Raw genomic sequence first — 17934 nt, forward strand, 5'->3', positions numbered from 1 at the left:
CACGCGGCCGTGACCGCGTGCGGGGCACCGGGTCAGCTGACCGGATCCAGTGTGAGGTAGGCCTGCCGGGGGTTGCCGTCGTGGACGAGGGACTCGTGATGGCCGACGTCGTCGAAGGCGAAGGCGTATGCCTTTCCGTCCGCCATCTGCGCATGGATGAGCCGCGCGTAGTGATTGGTGACGGCGTCCTGGTAGAAGGCGGCCGCCGAGGCGTCGGGCTGGTTGGGGTTGGCCAGCAGGGTGGAGCGGTTGAAGCCTGCGCACAGGGTGCGCGAGATCGGCCCGCGCACCGCGTCGTTGGGCGCGTCGAGGAGCCTGTGGCAGCCGAAGATGCTGTTCGCGTCCGGCTTCTGGAAGCTGGTGACGACGGCGCCGGAACTGTTCGTGAAGTTCATGACGTTGCCCGAGACCCGGCCGTGGTACTTGGTGTTCGGCTGGTCGGCGAACGGCGTGACCGTCAATGTCGTCGACGCGTACTTCTGCCAGACGCGGTTGACGTAGTCGTCCATCACGGAGGCGGACAGGGCCCCGGTCTCCAGCCCGTACCCGGGTGCAAGCGCACGTAGTGGCGTCCCGTCGGACCGGGTCTGGATCAGGTTCCCCCAGCCGCCCGACTGCCCGCGCAGGCCGTTGAGGACCGCGTTGTATCCGCCCGCCTTGAGATGGCCGGTGTTGACGGTGCTGCCGTCGGCGCGCTGGACACCCACGGCGTACGGCGCGGAGAACATGTCCACCTGGGTGCTGTTGAGCCACAGCCCGGCGTCGTTGAGCGTGTACTCCGACCAGTTGAACAGGATGTTCCGGTTGGGGTCGCTCGGATTCTGCACGGCGGGCTGCACCAGGCCGCCGGTGGTCAGTTTGAAGACGAGCTTCTGCCCGTAGGAGAAGTAGATCCGACCGGAGAACTTGGGTATCCGGATCGTGGTCGACTGCCCTGCGGCCGGTCCGGGGATGGCTGCGTCCGGTGCCGGTGTGGGCGGGTTGCCGCCGGCGGGCCAGGGGTGGAACGTGCCGCCTGCGTCGGCCCAGCCCTGCCGGCCGGTCGAGAGCAGGGTGCCGAGGTTGTAGATGTAGACCGGTTCGCCGCGGCCGGAGCTGTTGGTGATCTTCAGGGGGATCGTGGCGGGCACCGCCTGCGCGGGCGACGGCGCCGCGAAGGCAAGCAGCGCGCCCAGCAGGGCGGCTACCGCGGCCAGGGCTGCGAGTGGGTGTCTGTTGTGTGGGGGGAGCACTCTCGACCTCCGTGCGAGTGGGGGGAATCGAGCAGGAGCGGAGCTTGGTCCGTACCTATTGAGAGCGCTCTCAGCGTCGCGCTGGGACGAGGACATGTCAATGCATAGGGCGTGGATGTGTGTTGCCCGGTCAGTCACGCTCGGTGTCGTCCGGTCGGCGGATCCGCGGCGGGGCATCAGCAGGCGGTGCACGGCACAGTGGAGGTATGAACGCAGACGACAGGAACATCCTGGCCCGGGGACGCGTGGCGACCAGGCTTCCGGCCCAGGACCTGGACCGTGCGCGGCGCTTCTACGCCGAGCAGCTCGGACTGGAGCCCGTCGACGAACGGCCCGGTGGGCTGCTGTATCGGTGCGGCGGCACGGACTTCGCCCTGTTCGAGTCGGCGGGAACCTCGCCCGGCACCTTCACCCAGATGGGATGGGAGGTGGACGACATCGAGACCGTCGTGTCCGAACTCAGGCAGCTCTACCGTCTTGATCGGGTTGATCGAGCCATTCGTAGGGTTGGGTCGCCCAGGGGTGCTGGGTGTGGCTATCAGGCGGCTGCCGTCTCGTGGCTTGCCTCGCTTCGCCGCCCGGCACCCCACGACGACTCGGCCGCCGATTAGGAAGTGCGAACAAGTCGCTGCGTAGAGCAATGCCGGCGAGGTCGTCCGTGGCACGAACAGCACGAACACACACGTCAGGAGCGCGATGAGCCGGATATGGGCGGGGATCGACAGCGGCAAGGGCCATCATCACGGCCTCGCGGTGGATGCCGACGGCAAGCCGCTGCTGTCGCGGCGGGTCGCCAACGACGAACCCGAGCTGCTGAAACTGATCGGTGACGTCCTCGACCTGGCCGACGGCCGCCCGGTCACCTGGGCCATCGACATGACCGGCGGGGAACCCGCGCTGCTGCTGGCCCTGCTGATCAACCACGGTCAGGAAGTCCTCTACATGCCCGGCCGGCTGGTGAACCGGGCCTCCGACGGCTACCGCGGCGAGGGCAAGACCGACGCCCGCGACGCCTACGTCATCGCCGACCAGGCCAGAATGCGCCGCGACCTGCGGCCCATCCACCCCGGCGACGAAGCCGCCATCGAGCTCAAGCTGCTGACCGGACGCCGGGCCGACCTGGTCGAGGACCGCACCCGCGCAGTGAACCGCCTGCGCGGCACCCTGCTGAGCATGTTCCCCGCCCTGGAGCGGGCCCTGGAGGTCACCAACACCGGGCCTCTCAGGCTGCTGACGGGCTACCAGACCCCGGCCGCGATCCGCCGCGCCGGGATCTCGCGGCTGACCACCTGGCTGGCCAACCGCAAGGTCCGCAACGCGAGATCCCTGGCCGAGGCCGCGGTCGAGGCCGCCGAGCGCCAGCACACCGCCGTCCCCGGGGAGAAGACCATCGCGAAGCTGGTCCACACCCTGGCAGAGGAGGTGATGGCCCTCAATCAGCAGATCTCTGAGATGGACAAGCTCATCGAGGGCCGGTTTCGAGAGCACGAACTCGCCGACATCCTCCTGAGCGTCCCGGGCATCGGAGCCGTGCTCGGCGCGGAGTTCCTCGCCGCTGTCGGCGGCGGCCTGGAGGAATTCGACTCGCCAGATGCTCTGGCAGCCTTCGCCGGAGTCGCCCCCGCACCTCGCGATTCGGGCAAGGTCAGCGGCAACCTCCACCGGCCAATCACCTACCACCGCAGGCTCCAGCGGGTGTTCTACACCTCCGCGCTGGTCAGCGTCCGCTGCGACCCGAACTCGCGGAAGTTCTACGACCGCAAACGCGCGGAGGGGAAGAAGCACGTCCAGGCCGTGCTCGCCCTCGCCCGCCGACGCGTCAACGTTCTGTGGGCCCTGATCCGTGACCGACGGTGCTATCAAGTCGCACCTCCAGTGACTACGGCTGCTTGACAACAGCATTAGGAAGCGGGGCGTGGTGTTCGAAGAGGTCGACCTGCCCGGGTTCCGAACGAAGGACGGAATCGCCGACATCGACGGGAACTACCCGAGCAAGGGAGCCCGGGGTGAACGGGCCGCCTGGTTCCGTGACAGCGAGGGAAACATGCTGGGCATCGGTGAGCCGGTCGTCTGAGCAGAGCCCTGCGGACGGCGTTCAACTCCCCGCGAAGGTCGAGCCGGTCAGGGCCACGCTGATCGCCTCGCTCGCGCCGCCGGGACCAGGGCCGGGCGGCCCGTCGTTCGTGGCGGCGTCGGGACTGTAGGTGGCGGAGGCGATCGCCCCGATGGCGATCAGCAGGAGCAGGGCGACGCCCAGGGTGATCCAACTGGAGCGCAGCGACCAGAACTTGGCCCACTCCGAGCGCAGCACCCGGCGGCCGGTCACTGTGCGGACCGACACCGTGGGAAGGGTCGTGACGGTCATCAGGCGGCCTCTCGGGCGGTGGTGGCGGGGGCGCTGTGGTACTCCACGGCGTCGCTGGTGAGTTCTATGAACGCCTCCTCCAAGGAGACGGACTGCGGGGTGAGTTCGTACAGCGGCACCCCGTGCTGAGCGGCGATCGCCCCGATCTCACGGGCGTCACGCCCGGAGACCAGCAGTTCCTCGGCCGAGGAGGAGCTGATCGTGACATCCGGGCCGGCCAGCAGCGAGCGCAGCTTCTGGGCCTCGGCGGTGGCGACCTTCACACCGCCGCCGCCCGCCTCCCGTACGAAGTCGTCGACCGTCGTGTCCGCGAGCAGCCGCCCCCGCCCGATGATCACCAGATGGTCGGCGATCAGCGCGGTCTCGCTCATCAGGTGCGAGGAGAGCATCACCGCGCGGCCCTCGTCGGCCAGCCCGGACAGCAGATGGCGCACCCACAGCACGCCCTCCGGGTCGAGGCCGTTGACCGGTTCGTCGAGCATGACGACCGCGGGGTCGCCGAGCAGGGCCGCCGCGATGCCGAGCCGCTGGCCCATGCCGAGCGAGAAGGCGCCCACCCGCTTGCCGGCCACACTGCCGAGACCGGCCAGCTCGATGACCTCGTCCACCCGGCGGCGGGAGATGCCGTGGGTGTGCGCGAGCGCCATCAGGTGACCGACCGCGGTGCGCCCGGGGTGGACGGACTTGGCCTCCAACAGGGCGCCGATCTCGTGCAACGGCGCGGCGTGCTGGGCGTAACGACGCCCGTTGACGGTCACCGAGCCTCCGGTGGGGGAGTCCAGGCCGATGATCATGCGCATGGTCGTGGACTTGCCCGCGCCGTTGGGGCCCAGGAAGCCGGTCACCTCACCGGGCTTGACGGTGAAGCTCAGGTGGTCGACCACCGTCTTGTCCCCGTACCGCTTCGTCAGCTCACGCGCTTCGATCATGGGAGTGGGCCTTCCTCGCCTCGAACTCGGCCACGGGCACACCGCGGCACCTGTGTTCGACGCTATGAGGGCATCCCCTCCCCACTCTGGGACCACGGGAGACTCTTCGGCGGTCCACTGGTACCGCGGTACCAGTCCAAGGCGCCTAGAGCAGGTCGCGTGGCACCGTCTCGTTCCAGGTGCGGGAGAACACCCGGCGGTCGCCCTCGTAGCCGTCCAGGGTGGCGTCCACGAAGAAGTCGCGCTCGTCGCAGCTGAGCCGGGTGTGCGTGACGACGCGAATGTCCCAGTCCTCGCGGCGGAACCGCATGGTCCAGGTGGACTCGCCGCTGACGGACGTGAAGTCGTCGGCGACGGTCGCGTAGCGCTCGTAGGCGCGACGGCCGGCATCGAGCCCGATGCCGTCGAAGCGGATCAGTCCCTGGTCCTTCACGATCTCCAGTGCGGCGTGGTAGCCGATCAGGTCCCGCTTCACGTCCCACCGCTGCTCGAGGGGTGTCAGCCGGGTCACAGCCAGGGGCGCCGTTCCCTCGGGCTCGTCGAACGGGTTCGGCGGCACCTCGTCGGGTTCGTCGGTCGGGCGGACCGGGAGCGTGAGGGTGCTGGAGTTCTCGTGGACGCTGAGCAGGGCCCTTTTGGGGGGCGGCCAGGCGAGCGGCCAGTACGACGTGGATAGGGAGAGGCGGATGCGGTGTCCGGGCGGGAAGGCCTGCGCCACTCCGTTGAGGTGGACGGTCGCGCGGTAGCGCCGGCCCGGCTCCAGCGGCTCGGGGGCCTCGGTGCTGTCCCGCCGGGTGAGGTTGAGCAGACCGTACGTGACACGGGTGGCGGCGCCGTCGGGGCTCACATCGGACAGGCGCGCGGCCACCATCGCGACCGGCTCGTCGGCCGAGAGGTCGAGTTCCACGGTCGGCGAGCCCAGGATCTCGAGCCGTTCCGTCAAGGGCTCCGTCTCGAAGACGAGCGAGCCGCCGTCCTCCTCGCGCTGGTCGTAGGGCAGGTCCGGGGGCGCGTTGTAGGAGGCCCACTTGCCCGCGAACTGGCCGACGGACAGCGGCGAGCGCACCGTCATGGCGGCGCCGTCGCCCTCGCCGGCCGCCGCCTCCTCGCTCGGCGGGTCCGGGGAGCCGATCCGGTGCCGCGTCAGCGGATACGTGACGGGGTGGATGTGCGGAGACGGCCAGGCGGGTTCCGCGACCCAGCGGCCCGGCCGCTCCTCGTACGAGGTGGACGGAGGCACACTGTCCTGCATCCAGGTGTGCAGCATGGGGCCGTCCATGACACCGTTGTCGACGCCCTTGAGCCAGTGGTCCCACCACCGCACCACTTCCTGCAGGTAGCCGATGGCCGGGCCGGGTTCTCCGAGGTGGGGGAACTTGTGCGACCAGGGACCGATCAGCCCCTTGCGGGGCACGTCCAGGTTGCCGAGCAGACGGGTCACGGCGTTGGAGTAGCCGTCCGCCCAGCCGCTGGAGGCGAGGACGGGGCAGCGTACGTCCTGGTGGTTCTCGGAGACCGAGGCGTGGCGCCAGTAGTCGTCGCGGCGCTGGTGGCGCAGCCACGGAAGCACCCAGGGACCGGTGTTCTCCAGGCGTTCGTGCCACATGTCGCGCCAGCGGTCGCCGACCACGGCGGGGTCGGGCGGGCAGGTGGCGTAGGCGAACATGGTGCCCGCCTCGGCGAGGTTGTCCGAGAGCATGGCCCCGCCCATGTAGTGCATGTCGTCGGCGTGCCGGTCGTCGGTGAAGGACGCGATGACGATGGCGCGCAGGCTCGGTGGCTGCCGGGCGGCCACCTGGAGCGCGGCGAAGGCACCCCAGGAGATGCCCATCATGCCGGTGCGGCCGTCGCACCAGGGCTGCTCGGCCAGCCAGGCGAGGACCTCTTCGGCGTCGGCCTGTTCCTGTTCCAGGTACTCGTCCTTCAGTACCCCCTCCGAGTCACCGGTGCCGCGCACGTCGACGCGGACGCAGGCGTAGCCGTGCCCGGCGATGTACGGGTGGTGGATGGAGTCACGTACTGAGGTGAGGTCGCGCTTGCGGTAGGGGATGTACTCCAGCACCGCGGGCACGGGCTCGTCGTCCGAGGACGTGGGACGCCAGATGCGTGCCGACAGCTGTACGCCGTCGGACATCGGGATGCGGACGTGCTCCTCTTCTTTGGTGGCGTACGGCAGGTTGGTCACGTAACGCATAGGGCCGACGCGCTCCTTACTCTCGCGGGCTGTCGTCGAACTCTCGCGGGCTCTCGTCGAAGGTGAATCCCAGTGCGGCCACGCAGTGGTCGTACTTCTCCCGCAGGTCCTCCTCGTCGCTGCCGCCGGTGAAGATGTGGGCCAACTCGAAGCTGTAGCTGTCCTGTTGGGGGAGTCCCGACAGTCGCTGCCCCGCTTCGGGCGTGACGTCCACGCGCACGCCGTCGGTCTCGCGCTCGATGCGGGCGAGGTCCTCGGTCGAGGGCACATGGCCCACCACCCCGTCGGTGAACCAGCGGTAGTACCACTTCGCGGCCATCGCGTACGGCCCCTGCCGATGCGGCATGTGCGGGTCGTCGCCGAGGGCGAGGCTGAGCATGCAGTGGTGGTTGGGTACGCCGTCGACGTACTGGAACAGCTCGGCGTGGGACTGGGAGTGCCGGGGGTTGATCTCCAGCAGACGGATCTCCTGGCTCTGCGGGTCGTAGAAGTACTCCACGCTGAAGGTGGCCGAGTCGAAGCCGATCTGACGCATCACCCGCTGGGTGACGTCGTGGAGCTGCCCGATCACCTGCGGCGGCAGGGTGGAGGGGTACTGGTGGCGCAGGAAGCAGGGCGTGTCGGGGTAGTTGATGGAGTCCAAGGCGCCGTAGACGGTCACTTCGCCCTGATGGACGTAGCCTTCGACGGCGACCTGGATCCCCGACATCTCCTCCTCCGCGAGGCAGACCTGCCCGCCGACGCCGTGCATCTCGGGCGGCAGCTCGATTCGGTCGAGGATGTACTCGAAGGGCCGGCCGACCCGGGCGATTCCCTCACGGATCTCGGCGACGGCGGCCCGGAACTCGTCCAAGTCCTTGACGCCGAAGGCGAGTTCGGAGGAGTAGGAGAGCGCCGGCTTGAGCCACATGGGGAAGCGCACGCCCTCCGGGGGGCGGGGGTCGTCGGCCTCCAGATCCACCTTGCCGAACCGCGGGATCCTGTCGGTGACCTTCTGCTGCTCGAGCCGGCTCCAGTACTTGTGCTCGCACTTGACCACCGACTCCAGGCTGGTGCTGCGGGTTCCGTAGCGCTCGCCGAGGACGGGGACCATGGTGCTGACCGGGAAGTCCCAGTAGCCGACGATCGCGTCGATGCTTCCGTCGAAGGCATCCAGTATCCCCTGGGCCTTGTCGATGAGCTCCGGCACCGACACCTCGCCGCCCTGCAGTTCGTCGGTCGACAGCAAGGGGTGAAAGCGCAGTGCTCTCGCACCCGGCACCGCGTGGAGCGTCGGCAGGTTGGCCTCGTCGAGGCCGAGCACAAAGATGTTCTTCGCATCGTTCACGTTCCTGTCAGGCACGGCACCTTCCCGATTTCCCGCGGCTCACATCGGAAGATCGTCGGAGTACCCGTGAGGTGCGCGGCCAACCTCCTGCCCGCTGACGCCCTCGTCACTGACGGGCGACACCGCTGGTCAACTGGTCACCGAGGGCAGCACATCGACGTGGGCACGCGTTGCTCGTCGCGCGGGCCGTCCCCCGAGTCCCCGAGTCCCCGGCAGCGGAGTCGGCGCGCTGTCCCCGTCCAGTACGGCCTCGATATTCCGTGCCGCCAGCCCCACCATCGCCGCGCGTGTCTCCTCCGTCGCCGAGCCCACGTGCGGCAGCACCACCAGGTGCGGCTCGGCGAACAGCGGGTCGGCCGGGTCCGTGCGCGGCTCGTTCATCATCACGTCCAGCCCAGCCGAGTGCAGTTGCCCGTCGCGCAGCGCGGTGAGCAGGGCCCGTGCTGTCCACGACCGACATCCCGATCGCCGACGCCAGCAGCCGCACCCCGCAGGGGGTCTCCGCGCTGCTGTCCCGCTTCGGCACCAAGTGGACGAACTCCGTGGCCATCAACGACCTGTACTTCGCCGACGCGGCACCCGCGCTGCGGGCGGGCGGCAAGCAGGGCGACGCTGCCCCCTTCAGCATCGGGGCGGGCGACGGCGACCCGTCCGCCTTCCAGCGCATCAACAGCAAGCAGTTCCAGGCGGCCACGGTGCCCGAGCCGCTGTCCGAGCAGGGCTGGCAGATCGTCGACGAGTTCAACCGCGCCTTCGCCCACCAGCCCGCCGGCGGCTACATCGCCCCGGCGCGCACATCACCACGGCGGCCAACAGCGGCGGCGGATCCTCCTGGGACCCGAAGGGATACCGCGAGGCGTACCGCAAGCTGTGGGGCAAGTAGACGACAGCGCAGGCCCTGCCAGGTACCCTCCCGCTCCTTCTCAGCGGGAGGGAGCATGCCGTTCGGTGGCATCGATGTAGTCGTGGAGGACCTGGCGGGAGCGGATGAGCAGGTCGATCTGTTCGTCCAGCCCCTGGAGGCGAGCTCGCAAGGCGGTCAGGAGCTCGGGGCAGGGTTCGAGGTCGGGAGCCGTGCCGGTGACGCAGGGCTGAAGAAACCCGATCTCCTGGGTCGACAGTCCGGCTTCGCCGGGTGCTGCTGGCGATGACGGTCGACCACGTGTACGGCGCCAGGATCCGCTGACCTCCGACAGGTGTTGAGGCAGACGCGGACCGTGATCTCATCGTCGGTGAGGCCGGGGCCGCCGTCGCGCGCCAAGTGGCCGGTACAGGTCTTAGTGTCGACGGCATGACCGAAGATTCCCTGCGCTCCGTCACCGTCGAGCGAACCAGCACCGGCCACTTCACCGCGACGAACGCCCGCGGCGGCACGATCAGCTTCGGCACCGGCTCCGATCCGCACGGGGGCACCGAGTTCACCCCGGTCGAGTTGTTGCTCGCCGCACTCGGAGGCTGCACGGCGGTGGACGTCGACGTCGCCACCAGCCGCCACGCGGAGCCCACCAAGTTCTCCGTCGCGGTGACCGGCAACAAGATCAGTGACGAGCTCGGCAACCGGATGACCGACCTCGCGGTCACCTTCTCCGTCGCGTTCGCGGACGGAGAAGGTGCGGATCGCGCCCGAGCGATCCTCCCGAGGGCGGTCAAGTCCTCCCACGACCGGCTCTGCACGGTCAGCCGCACCGTCGAGACCGGCACGCCCGTCACCGCGACGGTCGACGACGCCTGACGTCACGCGAGGTCCCGTGCGACCCGCTCGCTGTACTGCACGGCGGCCGGGCCCTCGCACACCCGACCCGTGACGAGGAAAGATGGGACGTCGAGCGACGGAGCAAGCCATGCGGAGGAACGCACATGCAGCATGAACGAGCGGGTCGGCCGGCCGGTCCCGAGGACCTTGTCGACGTCGCCCGGTTGGTGACCGCGTACTACGCGCTGCACCCCGACCCGGCGGACCCGGGGCAACGGGTGGCGTTCGGTACGTCAGGACACCGCGGATCTTCCCTGAACACGGCGTTCAACGAGGACCACATCGCCGCGACCAGCCAGGCCATCTGCGAGTACCGCAGCGCGCAGGGCACCGACGGGCCCCTCTTCCTCGGCGCCGACACGCACGCCCTGTCCGAGCCCGCCCGGGTCACCGCACTGGAGGTGTTCGCCGCCAACGACGTGACCGTGCTCATCGATGTCGCCGACGGCTACACCCCCACACCGGCCGTCTCGCACGCCATCCTCGCCCACAACCGCGGTCGTGCCACCGGCCTCGCGGACGGCGTGGTCGTCACCCCCTCGCACAACCCGCCCGCGGACGGCGGCTTCAAGTACAACCCGCCCAGCGGCGGCCCGGCCGGATCCGAGGCGACGTCCTGGATCCAGGACCGCGCCAACGAGATCATCACGGCCGGGCTGAAGGACGTACGCCGCATCCCGTACGTCCGGGCCCTCACGGCCCCCGGTACCGGGCGCCACGACTTCCTCGGCACCTACGTCGCCGACCTGCCCGCCGTCCTTGACCTGGACGCGATCCGCGCCGCCGGCGTCCGGATCGGCGCCGATCCGCTCGGCGGGGCCTCCGTCGCCTACTGGGGCCGGATCGCCGAGGAGCACCGGCTCGACCTCACCGTGGTCAACCCGCTCGCGGACCCGACCTGGCGCTTCATGACGCTGGACTGGGACGGCAAGATCCGCATGGACTGCTCGTCGCCGTACGCGATGGCCTCGCTGATCGAGCAGCGGGACCGCTTCCAGATCGCCACGGGCAACGACGCCGACGCCGACCGGCACGGCATCGTCACCCCGGACGCGGGTCTGATGAACCCCAACCACTACCTGGCCGCCGCCATCGCCTACCTGTACGCCCACCGCGAACAGTGGCCCGACCACACCGGCATCGGCAAGACCCTGGTGTCGTCCTCCATGATCGACCGCGTCGCCGCCGACCTCGGCCGGCGCCTCGTCGAGGTGCCGGTCGGCTTCAAGTGGTTCGTGGACGGCCTGGTCGACGGCTCGCTCGGGTTCGGCGGCGAGGAGTCGGCCGGCGCGTCGTTCCTGCGCCGCGACGGCTCGGTCTGGACCACCGACAAGGACGGCATCATCCTGGCGCTGCTCGCCTCCGAGATCACCGCCGTCACCGGGAAGACCCCGTCGGAGCACTACGCCGCCCTGACGGCCCGCTTCGGCGATCCCGCCTACGCCCGCATCGACGCCCCGGCGACCCGCGAGGAGAAGGCGCTGCTGGCCAAGCTCTCGCCCGCGCAGGTCACCGCGGACACCCTGGCCGGCGAGGCGGTCACCGGCGTCCTCACCGAGGCCCCCGGCAACGGGGCGGCCATCGGCGGCATCAAGGTGACCACCGAGAACGCCTGGTTCGCCGCCCGCCCCTCGGGCACCGAGGACGTCTACAAGATCTATGCCGAGTCGTTCCAGGGACCCGACCACCTGCGCCGGGTCCAGGAGGAGGCCAAGGACGTGGTGATGGCGGCCCTCGGCAGCTGACCGCCGGGACCGGGTGGCGCGGGCGGCCCGGGCGGGGGCTCAGGCGACGGCGAAACGGAACGCGCCGGCGCCCCCGCCCAGCGTCAGCCACACATACCGCTCCTCACGCACCAGCCGCAGCGCCACGTGCGCGCAGCCGGGGCAGCGGGCGGTGAGACCGGGCTCGGGGCCGTAGACGTGCAACTCGGCGAGCGGCCCCGAGCGGGCGCACTCCGGGCAGCGCCACCAGGCGTCGGTCGCTTCCACGGAGAGGATCTCCGAGAGCGGTCCGGCAAGGCAGTTGCCATCGAGATGAGCGGCGGTGTCTGGCACGAGGTCCTCCAACGTCGGGGTCAGCCGAAGCGTTCGGTGCGAATGGTCGCCGGATCCCGTCCCAGGCCGGTCAGCAGATCGCCGACCGCCTCGACGAACCCGGTGGGGCCGCAGACGTAGACGGGGCTCGCCGGCAGCAGTCCGGCCGTCGCCTCCGCCAGGTCGGCTGCCGTGACCCGGCCCGGGGCGCGGGCGGTGCCCGGCGGCGCCTTGCGGGTGTACACGAGGCGGACGTCAAGATCGGGGTGCCCGTCGGCGAGGTCCTCGCGGTACCAGGCGTCGTCCGCACTGCGCACGGAGTACAGCAGGTGGAAGGCGCCCCGCGAGAGCGACTGGCGGTGGGCGCGCACCATGGCCGTCAGCGGGACCACCCCCGAGCCGCCCCCCACCAGGAGCACCGGCTCGGTCCGCCCCGGCCGCCACACGAACCAGTTCCCGAGCGGTCCCCGCACCTCCACCTCCGAGCCCACGGGCAGCGCGTCGGCCAGATACGGCGAGACCTCCCCGTCGGGCACCGCCTGCACCCCCAGTTCGACGCGGTTGCCGTCGGCGGGCGCGGCCAGCGAATAGCTGCGCACGGCCTGGTAGCCGTCGTCGGCGGTCAGGCGCACGTCGACATGCTGACCGGGGAGGTGGCCGGGCCAGCCGGGGACGGTGAAGACCAGGGTGCGGGCTGTGGCGTTCTGCGGGACACGCTCCACCAGCCGCGCCCGGCGCCATACGACGGCCACGCTCAGTCGCCCCAGTTGCGCTGCTCGCGCCACGGGTCGCCGTAGTTGTGGTAGCCGACGCTCTCCCAGAACCCGGGTTCGTCCTCGTCGGTGAGCTGGATGCCCTGCACCCACTTGGCCGACTTCCAGAAGTACAGGTGGGGCACGAGGAGCCGGGCGGGGCCGCCGTGCTCCGGCGACAGCGGAAAGTCGTCGAAGGTGTGGACGAGCCATGCCTGGCCGTCCAGGAGATCCTCCAGCGGCAGGTTCGTGGTGTAACCGCCGTAGCTGCTGACCACGACGTAGTCGGCGGCCGTCTCGACGTCCTCGAAGAAGGTGTCCAGCGACACGCCCCGCCACCGTGTGTCGAACTTCGACCAGCGCGTGACGCAGTGGATGTCCTGCACGGTCTCCTGCTGGGGCAGGGCCATCATCTGGTCCCAGGTCCACGCGTGCGTCCGGCCGGTCTCGGTGGTCACGGTGAACTGCCACGACTCGACGGGGACCTTGGGCGTGGGGCCCGCCGACAGGACGGGGAACGACTCGGTCGGGTACTGCCCGGGCGGCAGCTTGTCGGCCACCTGTCGGGCTCGGCCCTGGAAGCCGGGGGAGAAGGAGTTCACGGGTCATCTCCTGGGTGCGTCCGCCGGGGGCGTGCGAGGCTCTGTAGTCAGTGTCGGGGGGAGCGGCCCCGTTCACCACCGGCCGCACAGGGCGGGTCCCCGAACGCCGGCGTCGCACAGGCTAGGACGCCCACGCCGAGTCGGACAGCCCACGCGTGCACCGAGACTGGTCCACGAGCGCACGGAGCGAACGGCACGAGTCGATTGATCACCACGTCATGCCTGACTTCCTCATTGACAGTCACATCGTCGTACGGCTAACTTCGATTGACGAAGTCAGCTGGGAGGCAGTGGGGTATGGGACGGTCACGCACATACGAGTGGAGCGACCCCGCGATCACGGCGGCCGCCGTCGGGCGCGCTTCCGGCCTGCACCTCCTGCAGGAGCTGCAGGCGGGCCGGCTGCCGGGCCCGCCCGTCGCCGCCACCCTGGACTTCACCCTCGACGAGGTGGCAGAGGGCAGGGCGGTGTTCTCCCTGTTGCCGGGGGAGGAGCACTACAACCCCATCGGCAGCGTGCACGGCGGCGTCTACGCCACCCTCCTCGACTCCGCGGCGGGCTGCGCCGTCCAGTCCACACTCCCGCCCGGCATGGGGTACACCTCGCTCGACCTGACCGTGAAGTTCCTGAAGCGGATCACGGTGGACACGGGCAGGGTGCGTGCCATCGGCACGATCGTGAACCGGGGCCGTCAGACGGCCCTCGCCGAGGCCACGCTGGTCGATGCCCAGGACCGCCTCCTCGCCCACGCCACCAGCAGCTGCCTGCTGTTCCCGGTGCCCGTCTCCGAGGACTGACCGGACGGGCGCCGCCGGGTCGTCCGGCAGGCGCCTTCCCGGAACCGGTCGCGGTCATCCCCGCCCGGGGAGCCGCGCCGCCTCCAGCACCGGACCAGCGACCGCGACCTCCGTGCCTGCCCGGACGAACGCGGCCACCGCACGCGACCGCGTCCGCTCGGGCCACGCCAACAGGACCGAGCTCCGCGGCACGTCGAGCACCGGCACACACACCACGTCCGCCCGCGCGTGGCGCCGCACCGACTCCGGGACCACGGCGACCACCTGGCCCAGTGCGACCAGTTGCATCAACTGCCCGCAGTCGCGCACCTCCGGGCCGCTCGCCTCTTCCGGACTCAGGCCGGGCCAGCGGGGGGCCGGTTCGCCGTCGAGGTCGGCCCGCACCAGGGCGGAGCGGTCGGCCAGCCGGTGGTGACGGGGGAGCACCGCCACATGGTCCTGGGTCAGCAGCAGTTCGGTGTCGAACCCACTGAGGTCGTCGTGCGGGGCGTGCAGGAACGCGAGGTCGACGCGCCCGTCGCGCAGCATCCGCGCCTGCTCGCCGATCCCGCACACCACCACCTCCACCTCGACGGCATCAGGGCCCCGCCGGTACACCGGCATGATCCGCTCCAACAGGCCCGCGTCCCCGTCGGGTTTCATCGCCACCATCAGCCGCGGCGCGACCTGCCCCGCCCGCTGCGCCCGCCGCACCGCGGCAAAGACCGCGTCGAGTGCCTTGCGGCTCTCCGCGAGAAAGACCAGGCCCGCGGGCGTCAGAGTCACCCCGCGGCTCGTGCGCTCCAGCAGCACCACGCCCATCCGCCGCTCCAACTGCTGGATGGCGCGAGACAGGGGCGGCTGCGCCATGCCGAGCCGCCGGGCCGCGCGGCCGAAGTGCAACTCCTCGGCGACGGCAACGAAATACGTGAGCTCCCGCGTCTCCACTGCGTCCATACCCGCAGAGTATCGACCGAGACCACATCGGTGTTGGCCTGCGCGGACCGCACCATGGCGTCATGGAGTCATGAACGACACCATGATCACTCTGGTCACCGGCGCCAACAAGGGCATCGGCCGCGAGATCGCCGCGCAGCTCGCCGCCCTCGGGCACATCGTCGTGATCGGCGCCCGCAGCGCCGAGCTCGGTGAGAAGGCCGCCGCGGAACTGCGCGCCACCGGCGCCGACGCCACCTCCGTCGTGCTCGACGTGACCGACCCCGCCTCTGCCGCCGCGGCCGCCGACGCGGTCGAGGCCCGGCACGGCCGGCTCGACGCGCTGGTCAACAACGCGGGCGTGGCCCGTCCCCCGGGGAGCGACCTGGCCGCCCAGCGGCCCCGCTCCGCCGACCTCGACGTCATCCGCCGCATCTTCGACACCAACTTCTTCGGCGTCATCACCGTCACCAACGCCCTGCTGCCGCTGCTGCGCCGGTCGAGCGCCCCGCGCGTTGTCAACGTCTCCAGCAGCGCCGGTTCACTGGCCGCCGGGACGGATCCGGAGATCGCCGCCGTGGTCTACGCCGGACTCAGCGCCGCCGACCTCCCCCTCGCCGTCGGCTATGTCCCGTCGAAGACCGCCCTCAACGCCCTGACCGTCCAGTACGCCAGGGATCTGCACCCCGACGGCATCCTCGTCAACGCCGTCTGCCCCGGCTACTGCGCCACCGACCTGAACAACCACTCCGGCCACCGCACCGCCGCCCAGGGCGCCGTGGCCGCCGTCCGGATGGCCACCGTCCCCGCCGACGGACCCACCGGCACCTTCACCGACGACCAGGGCTCGGTGCCCTGGTAGGGCGGTCGCCGTCGGAACGCCGACGAGAACCTCCTGCCTCTGCCGTGGCTTCTGCGCGGTCACCGGCGTTGTTCACTGCGGCGGACCGGGTGACTGAACAATCCGTGCCGCGCTGAACTGGACCCACGGTGCCGGCGTCCGGCCCGCGAAGACGGGGTCACAGCACGGAGAGAGGTAGTTGGATGGTCAAGAGAGGGAGCGTCGTCGTGGTGGCCGCCGGGCTGGTCCTGACTCTCGGCGGCTGCGGGGGCGGGGCGGACGAGAAGGCCGACGCGTCCGGCAACGACAAGGGATCAGCCGCGCCGACGCCGACCCGGCCGCCGTCCGAGGAACTGGTGGAGTGGGTCGGCGGCATGTGCGAGTCGACGACCGCAATCAAGGAGCTGCGGACGGACAGCGCCACGGATCTGAAGGAGATCCGGCAGGCGGCCGAGGACGATCTGTCCCCGGAAGTCCTCTCAGTCAGCTACCTTTCCGGCACACCGTCGGCGGTGGAGGACGTGGAAAGCGACCTGGAGGCCCTCGACCGGTCGGGGGTTCCCGCGGCCGACCGGCTGCTCGACGCCTGGCTGAAGAAGGTGAACGGCGTCGTGACCGAACTGGACGGTGTGTCCCCGAGCGCGGCCTTTGACGACGCGGAAGGCAGTGCCGCGGGCGTCGACAAGCTCGTCCAGTCCCTCACCTCGCCCCGACCGGACCTGCTCGCGCTGACCAAGAAGGACCCGCAGCTCGCGGCCGCGTACAAGAGCGCCGAGCAGTGCGCTCCGGGCTGGAAGCCCACCGAGGAGACCGCCCCGGCCACGCCCGACCCCACCGGCCCGCTGCCCAAGGCGGCGGACGGGAAGAACACCGACGCGTGCTCGGACGGCGCGTGCGAGGTCCTGGTGACCTCGCCGGAGTGGATCACGGCGAACGGGGTGGAGGTGCATGTCACCCCGGGGGACGACTCCGTCACCTTCGAGACGCCCAGCTCCGTGATGCGGCTCGGCGGCCAGGGCGGTGTGGCCAAGTGGGGCGACGATCTGAAGGTCACCATCGTCGCGCAGAACAAGGAAGGTGCCGTGCTGGAGTTCACCGTTCCCTGAGCGCCCCTAACGCCCCTCGCACACAGCCCGGTAGCCGAGTTGCGGCAGGTGTTCCTCCCATTCGGCGCGGGTGAGGACGCCGCCGGTGCGGTCGCAGACGTGGTCCGCCGCGCGGTCCGTGTCCAGGGTCCACACCCGGGCCGTCAGGTCGTAGCCGGCGGAGGCGAGGGCGTCGCCGTCCGGGCTGAACGAGACGGAGGTGACGGTGTCGAGATGCCCGGTGAGTTCCTGGCCGTAGGGCTCGGCACGGGCCGGGTCGCGCACGTCCCACAGCCGTACAGTCCCGTCGTCGCCGGCGGTGGCCAGCGTCCGGCCGTCAGGGGCGAACGCGACGGAGACGACGTTCTCCTCGTCGTGGCTCACCAGCGGCCGGCCGACGGCACGGGGCCGCAACCGGTCTCGTACGTCCCACAGTTGGAGGCCGCCGCCTTTCCCGGTGGCGACCAGCAGGTCGACATCAGGCGGGGAGAAGGCGACCGCGCCGACCGGTCCCGTGCTCAGTCGCAGCGGTTCGTCCAGGGGCCTCCCCGTGCCGGTGTCCCACAGCCGGACCGTGCCGTCATGGCCGCCGCCGGCGAGCGTGCGGCCGTCGGGCGCGTACGCCACGGAGCTGCCGATGCCGTCGTGGCCCGGCAGCCGGGTGGCCAGCACCCGGCCCGCGTCCGAGGTCAACCGGGGCCGCAGGTCCGGCGTGGAGCGCATGCGGTACGCGGCGACGTCGAGCCGGGCGGCCAGCCCGGCGTGGGTGTCGCGGACCCGGTCGGCCTCCGCGGTGAGCCGGCCGAAGACGGCGTCGTCCCGTTCGGCCTGCGCGGTGGCGCGCGCCTGGAGGGCGGCGACGGCGGTGCCGGTGGCGATCAGGGTGAGCGCGGCGAGTACGGCCACGACCGTGCGGCGCACTCGAGCGGTGCGGTACCGGCGCCGGAGCGAGGCGGTGAGGAACTGCCTTTCCAGTGGCGTCAGTTCGTTGCCGGGGCGGTCCTGCGGTGCGAGGTCGCGCGGGAAGGCGTCGCGGGCGGCGTCCAGGCGCGAGCCGGCGTAGAGGGCGGCGTTCTCCTGGCCGAGTGCCTGCCAGGTGCGGGCC

At 70.8% G+C, this 17934-nt stretch carries 18 protein-coding genes and 2 pseudogenes; 9 read left to right on the plus strand and 11 right to left on the minus strand.

Translation table 11 applies throughout. The features are described 5' to 3' along the window. Positions 1–32: 32 nt before the first annotated feature. On the minus strand, positions 33–1232 hold the full coding sequence (locus QFZ76_RS45380; RefSeq protein ID WP_373464459.1) for a glycoside hydrolase family 64 protein: 1200 nt from the start codon (positions 1230–1232) through the stop codon (positions 33–35). Positions 1233–1438: 206 nt separating this feature from the next. Between QFZ76_RS45380 and QFZ76_RS45385 the strand changes: the two genes are divergently transcribed. The 3 genes and pseudogenes from QFZ76_RS45385 to QFZ76_RS45395 all read left to right on the plus strand — a co-directional run. Next, on the plus strand, positions 1439–1843 hold the full coding sequence (locus QFZ76_RS45385) for a VOC family protein (RefSeq protein ID WP_307679178.1): 405 nt from the start codon (positions 1439–1441) through the stop codon (positions 1841–1843). Between the two features lie 85 nt (positions 1844–1928). Beyond that, on the plus strand, positions 1929–3125 hold the full coding sequence (locus tag QFZ76_RS45390) for an IS110 family transposase (RefSeq protein WP_307679179.1): 1197 nt from the start codon (positions 1929–1931) through the stop codon (positions 3123–3125). A gap of 7 nt (positions 3126–3132) precedes the next feature. Beyond that, positions 3133–3306: pseudogene (locus QFZ76_RS45395) on the plus strand (VOC family protein); the annotation flags it as partial. 21 nt (positions 3307–3327) lie between these two features. Here the strand turns inward: QFZ76_RS45395 and QFZ76_RS45400 are convergent. From QFZ76_RS45400 to QFZ76_RS45420, 5 genes are all read right to left on the minus strand, one after another. Then, positions 3328–3597, minus strand: a complete 270-nt coding sequence (locus QFZ76_RS45400) for a hypothetical protein (protein ID WP_307679180.1) — start codon at positions 3595–3597, stop codon at positions 3328–3330. Beyond that, the gene (locus QFZ76_RS45405) at positions 3597–4526 is read right to left on the minus strand and encodes an ABC transporter ATP-binding protein (protein WP_307679181.1); all 930 of its coding nucleotides are present in this window, start codon (positions 4524–4526) and stop codon (positions 3597–3599) included. The genes QFZ76_RS45400 and QFZ76_RS45405 overlap by 1 nt, the downstream gene beginning before the upstream one ends. A 145-nt stretch (positions 4527–4671) precedes the next feature. Next, positions 4672–6720, minus strand: a complete 2049-nt coding sequence (locus QFZ76_RS45410; protein ID WP_307679182.1) for a CocE/NonD family hydrolase — start codon at positions 6718–6720, stop codon at positions 4672–4674. A gap of 16 nt (positions 6721–6736) precedes the next feature. Further along, positions 6737–8062 carry an ATP-grasp domain-containing protein gene (locus tag QFZ76_RS45415; protein ID WP_307679183.1) on the minus strand — a complete coding sequence of 442 codons (1326 nt, stop codon included), beginning with the start codon at positions 8060–8062 and terminating at the stop codon, positions 6737–6739. Positions 8063–8176: 114 nt separating this feature from the next. Beyond that, positions 8177–8431: a hypothetical protein gene (locus QFZ76_RS45420; RefSeq protein ID WP_307679184.1), complete on the minus strand. Its 255-nt coding sequence runs from the start codon at positions 8429–8431 to the stop codon at positions 8177–8179. Positions 8432–8487: 56 nt separating this feature from the next. On the opposite strand from QFZ76_RS45420, the pseudogene QFZ76_RS45425 reads away from it, so the two are divergent. From QFZ76_RS45425 to pgm, 3 genes and pseudogenes are all read left to right on the plus strand, one after another. Continuing rightward, positions 8488–8930 (plus strand): annotated as a pseudogene (locus QFZ76_RS45425) (sugar ABC transporter substrate-binding protein); the annotation flags it as partial. Between the two features lie 408 nt (positions 8931–9338). Next, on the plus strand, positions 9339–9779 hold the full coding sequence (locus tag QFZ76_RS45430) for an OsmC family protein (protein ID WP_307679185.1): 441 nt from the start codon (positions 9339–9341) through the stop codon (positions 9777–9779). A gap of 125 nt (positions 9780–9904) precedes the next feature. Then, positions 9905–11545: a phosphoglucomutase (alpha-D-glucose-1,6-bisphosphate-dependent) gene (gene pgm, locus QFZ76_RS45435; RefSeq protein WP_307679186.1), complete on the plus strand. Its 1641-nt coding sequence runs from the start codon at positions 9905–9907 to the stop codon at positions 11543–11545. A gap of 39 nt (positions 11546–11584) precedes the next feature. On the opposite strand, the gene QFZ76_RS45440 is transcribed toward pgm, so the two are convergent. From QFZ76_RS45440 to QFZ76_RS45450, 3 genes are read right to left on the minus strand one after another with little or no spacing between them, the layout of a single operon-like run. After that, positions 11585–11857: a DUF6510 family protein gene (locus tag QFZ76_RS45440; RefSeq protein WP_307679187.1), complete on the minus strand. Its 273-nt coding sequence runs from the start codon at positions 11855–11857 to the stop codon at positions 11585–11587. 20 nt (positions 11858–11877) lie between these two features. Beyond that, entirely contained in the window at positions 11878–12588 is a 711-nt protein-coding gene (locus QFZ76_RS45445; RefSeq protein ID WP_307679188.1) for a ferredoxin reductase, read from the minus strand. A 2-nt stretch (positions 12589–12590) separates the two neighbouring features. Beyond that, entirely contained in the window at positions 12591–13190 is a 600-nt protein-coding gene (locus tag QFZ76_RS45450) for a sulfite oxidase-like oxidoreductase (RefSeq protein ID WP_307679189.1), read from the minus strand. 297 nt (positions 13191–13487) lie between these two features. On the opposite strand from QFZ76_RS45450, the gene QFZ76_RS45455 reads away from it, so the two are divergent. Beyond that, the gene (locus QFZ76_RS45455) at positions 13488–13988 is read left to right on the plus strand and encodes a PaaI family thioesterase (protein WP_307679190.1); all 501 of its coding nucleotides are present in this window, start codon (positions 13488–13490) and stop codon (positions 13986–13988) included. A gap of 54 nt (positions 13989–14042) precedes the next feature. Here the strand turns inward: QFZ76_RS45455 and QFZ76_RS45460 are convergent, their stop codons facing one another. After that, on the minus strand, positions 14043–14915 hold the full coding sequence (locus tag QFZ76_RS45460) for a LysR family transcriptional regulator (protein ID WP_307680322.1): 873 nt from the start codon (positions 14913–14915) through the stop codon (positions 14043–14045). A gap of 79 nt (positions 14916–14994) precedes the next feature. Between QFZ76_RS45460 and QFZ76_RS45465 the strand changes: the two genes are divergently transcribed. Continuing rightward, entirely contained in the window at positions 14995–15765 is a 771-nt protein-coding gene (locus QFZ76_RS45465) for an SDR family NAD(P)-dependent oxidoreductase (RefSeq protein WP_307679191.1), read from the plus strand. Between the two features lie 182 nt (positions 15766–15947). Continuing rightward, positions 15948–16850, plus strand: coding sequence for a hypothetical protein (locus QFZ76_RS45470; protein WP_307679192.1), 903 nt, complete (start codon positions 15948–15950; stop codon positions 16848–16850). Positions 16851–16856: 6 nt separating this feature from the next. Here QFZ76_RS45470 and QFZ76_RS51995 read toward each other — a convergent pair whose 3' ends face one another. Continuing rightward, the gene (locus tag QFZ76_RS51995) at positions 16857–17552 is read right to left on the minus strand and encodes a WD40 repeat domain-containing protein (protein WP_373464574.1); all 696 of its coding nucleotides are present in this window, start codon (positions 17550–17552) and stop codon (positions 16857–16859) included. Positions 17553–17934 lie beyond the last annotated feature (382 nt).

The organism is Streptomyces sp. V4I2, assembly GCF_030817655.1.
GTDB lineage: Bacteria > Actinomycetota > Actinomycetes > Streptomycetales > Streptomycetaceae > Streptomyces > Streptomyces plumbiresistens.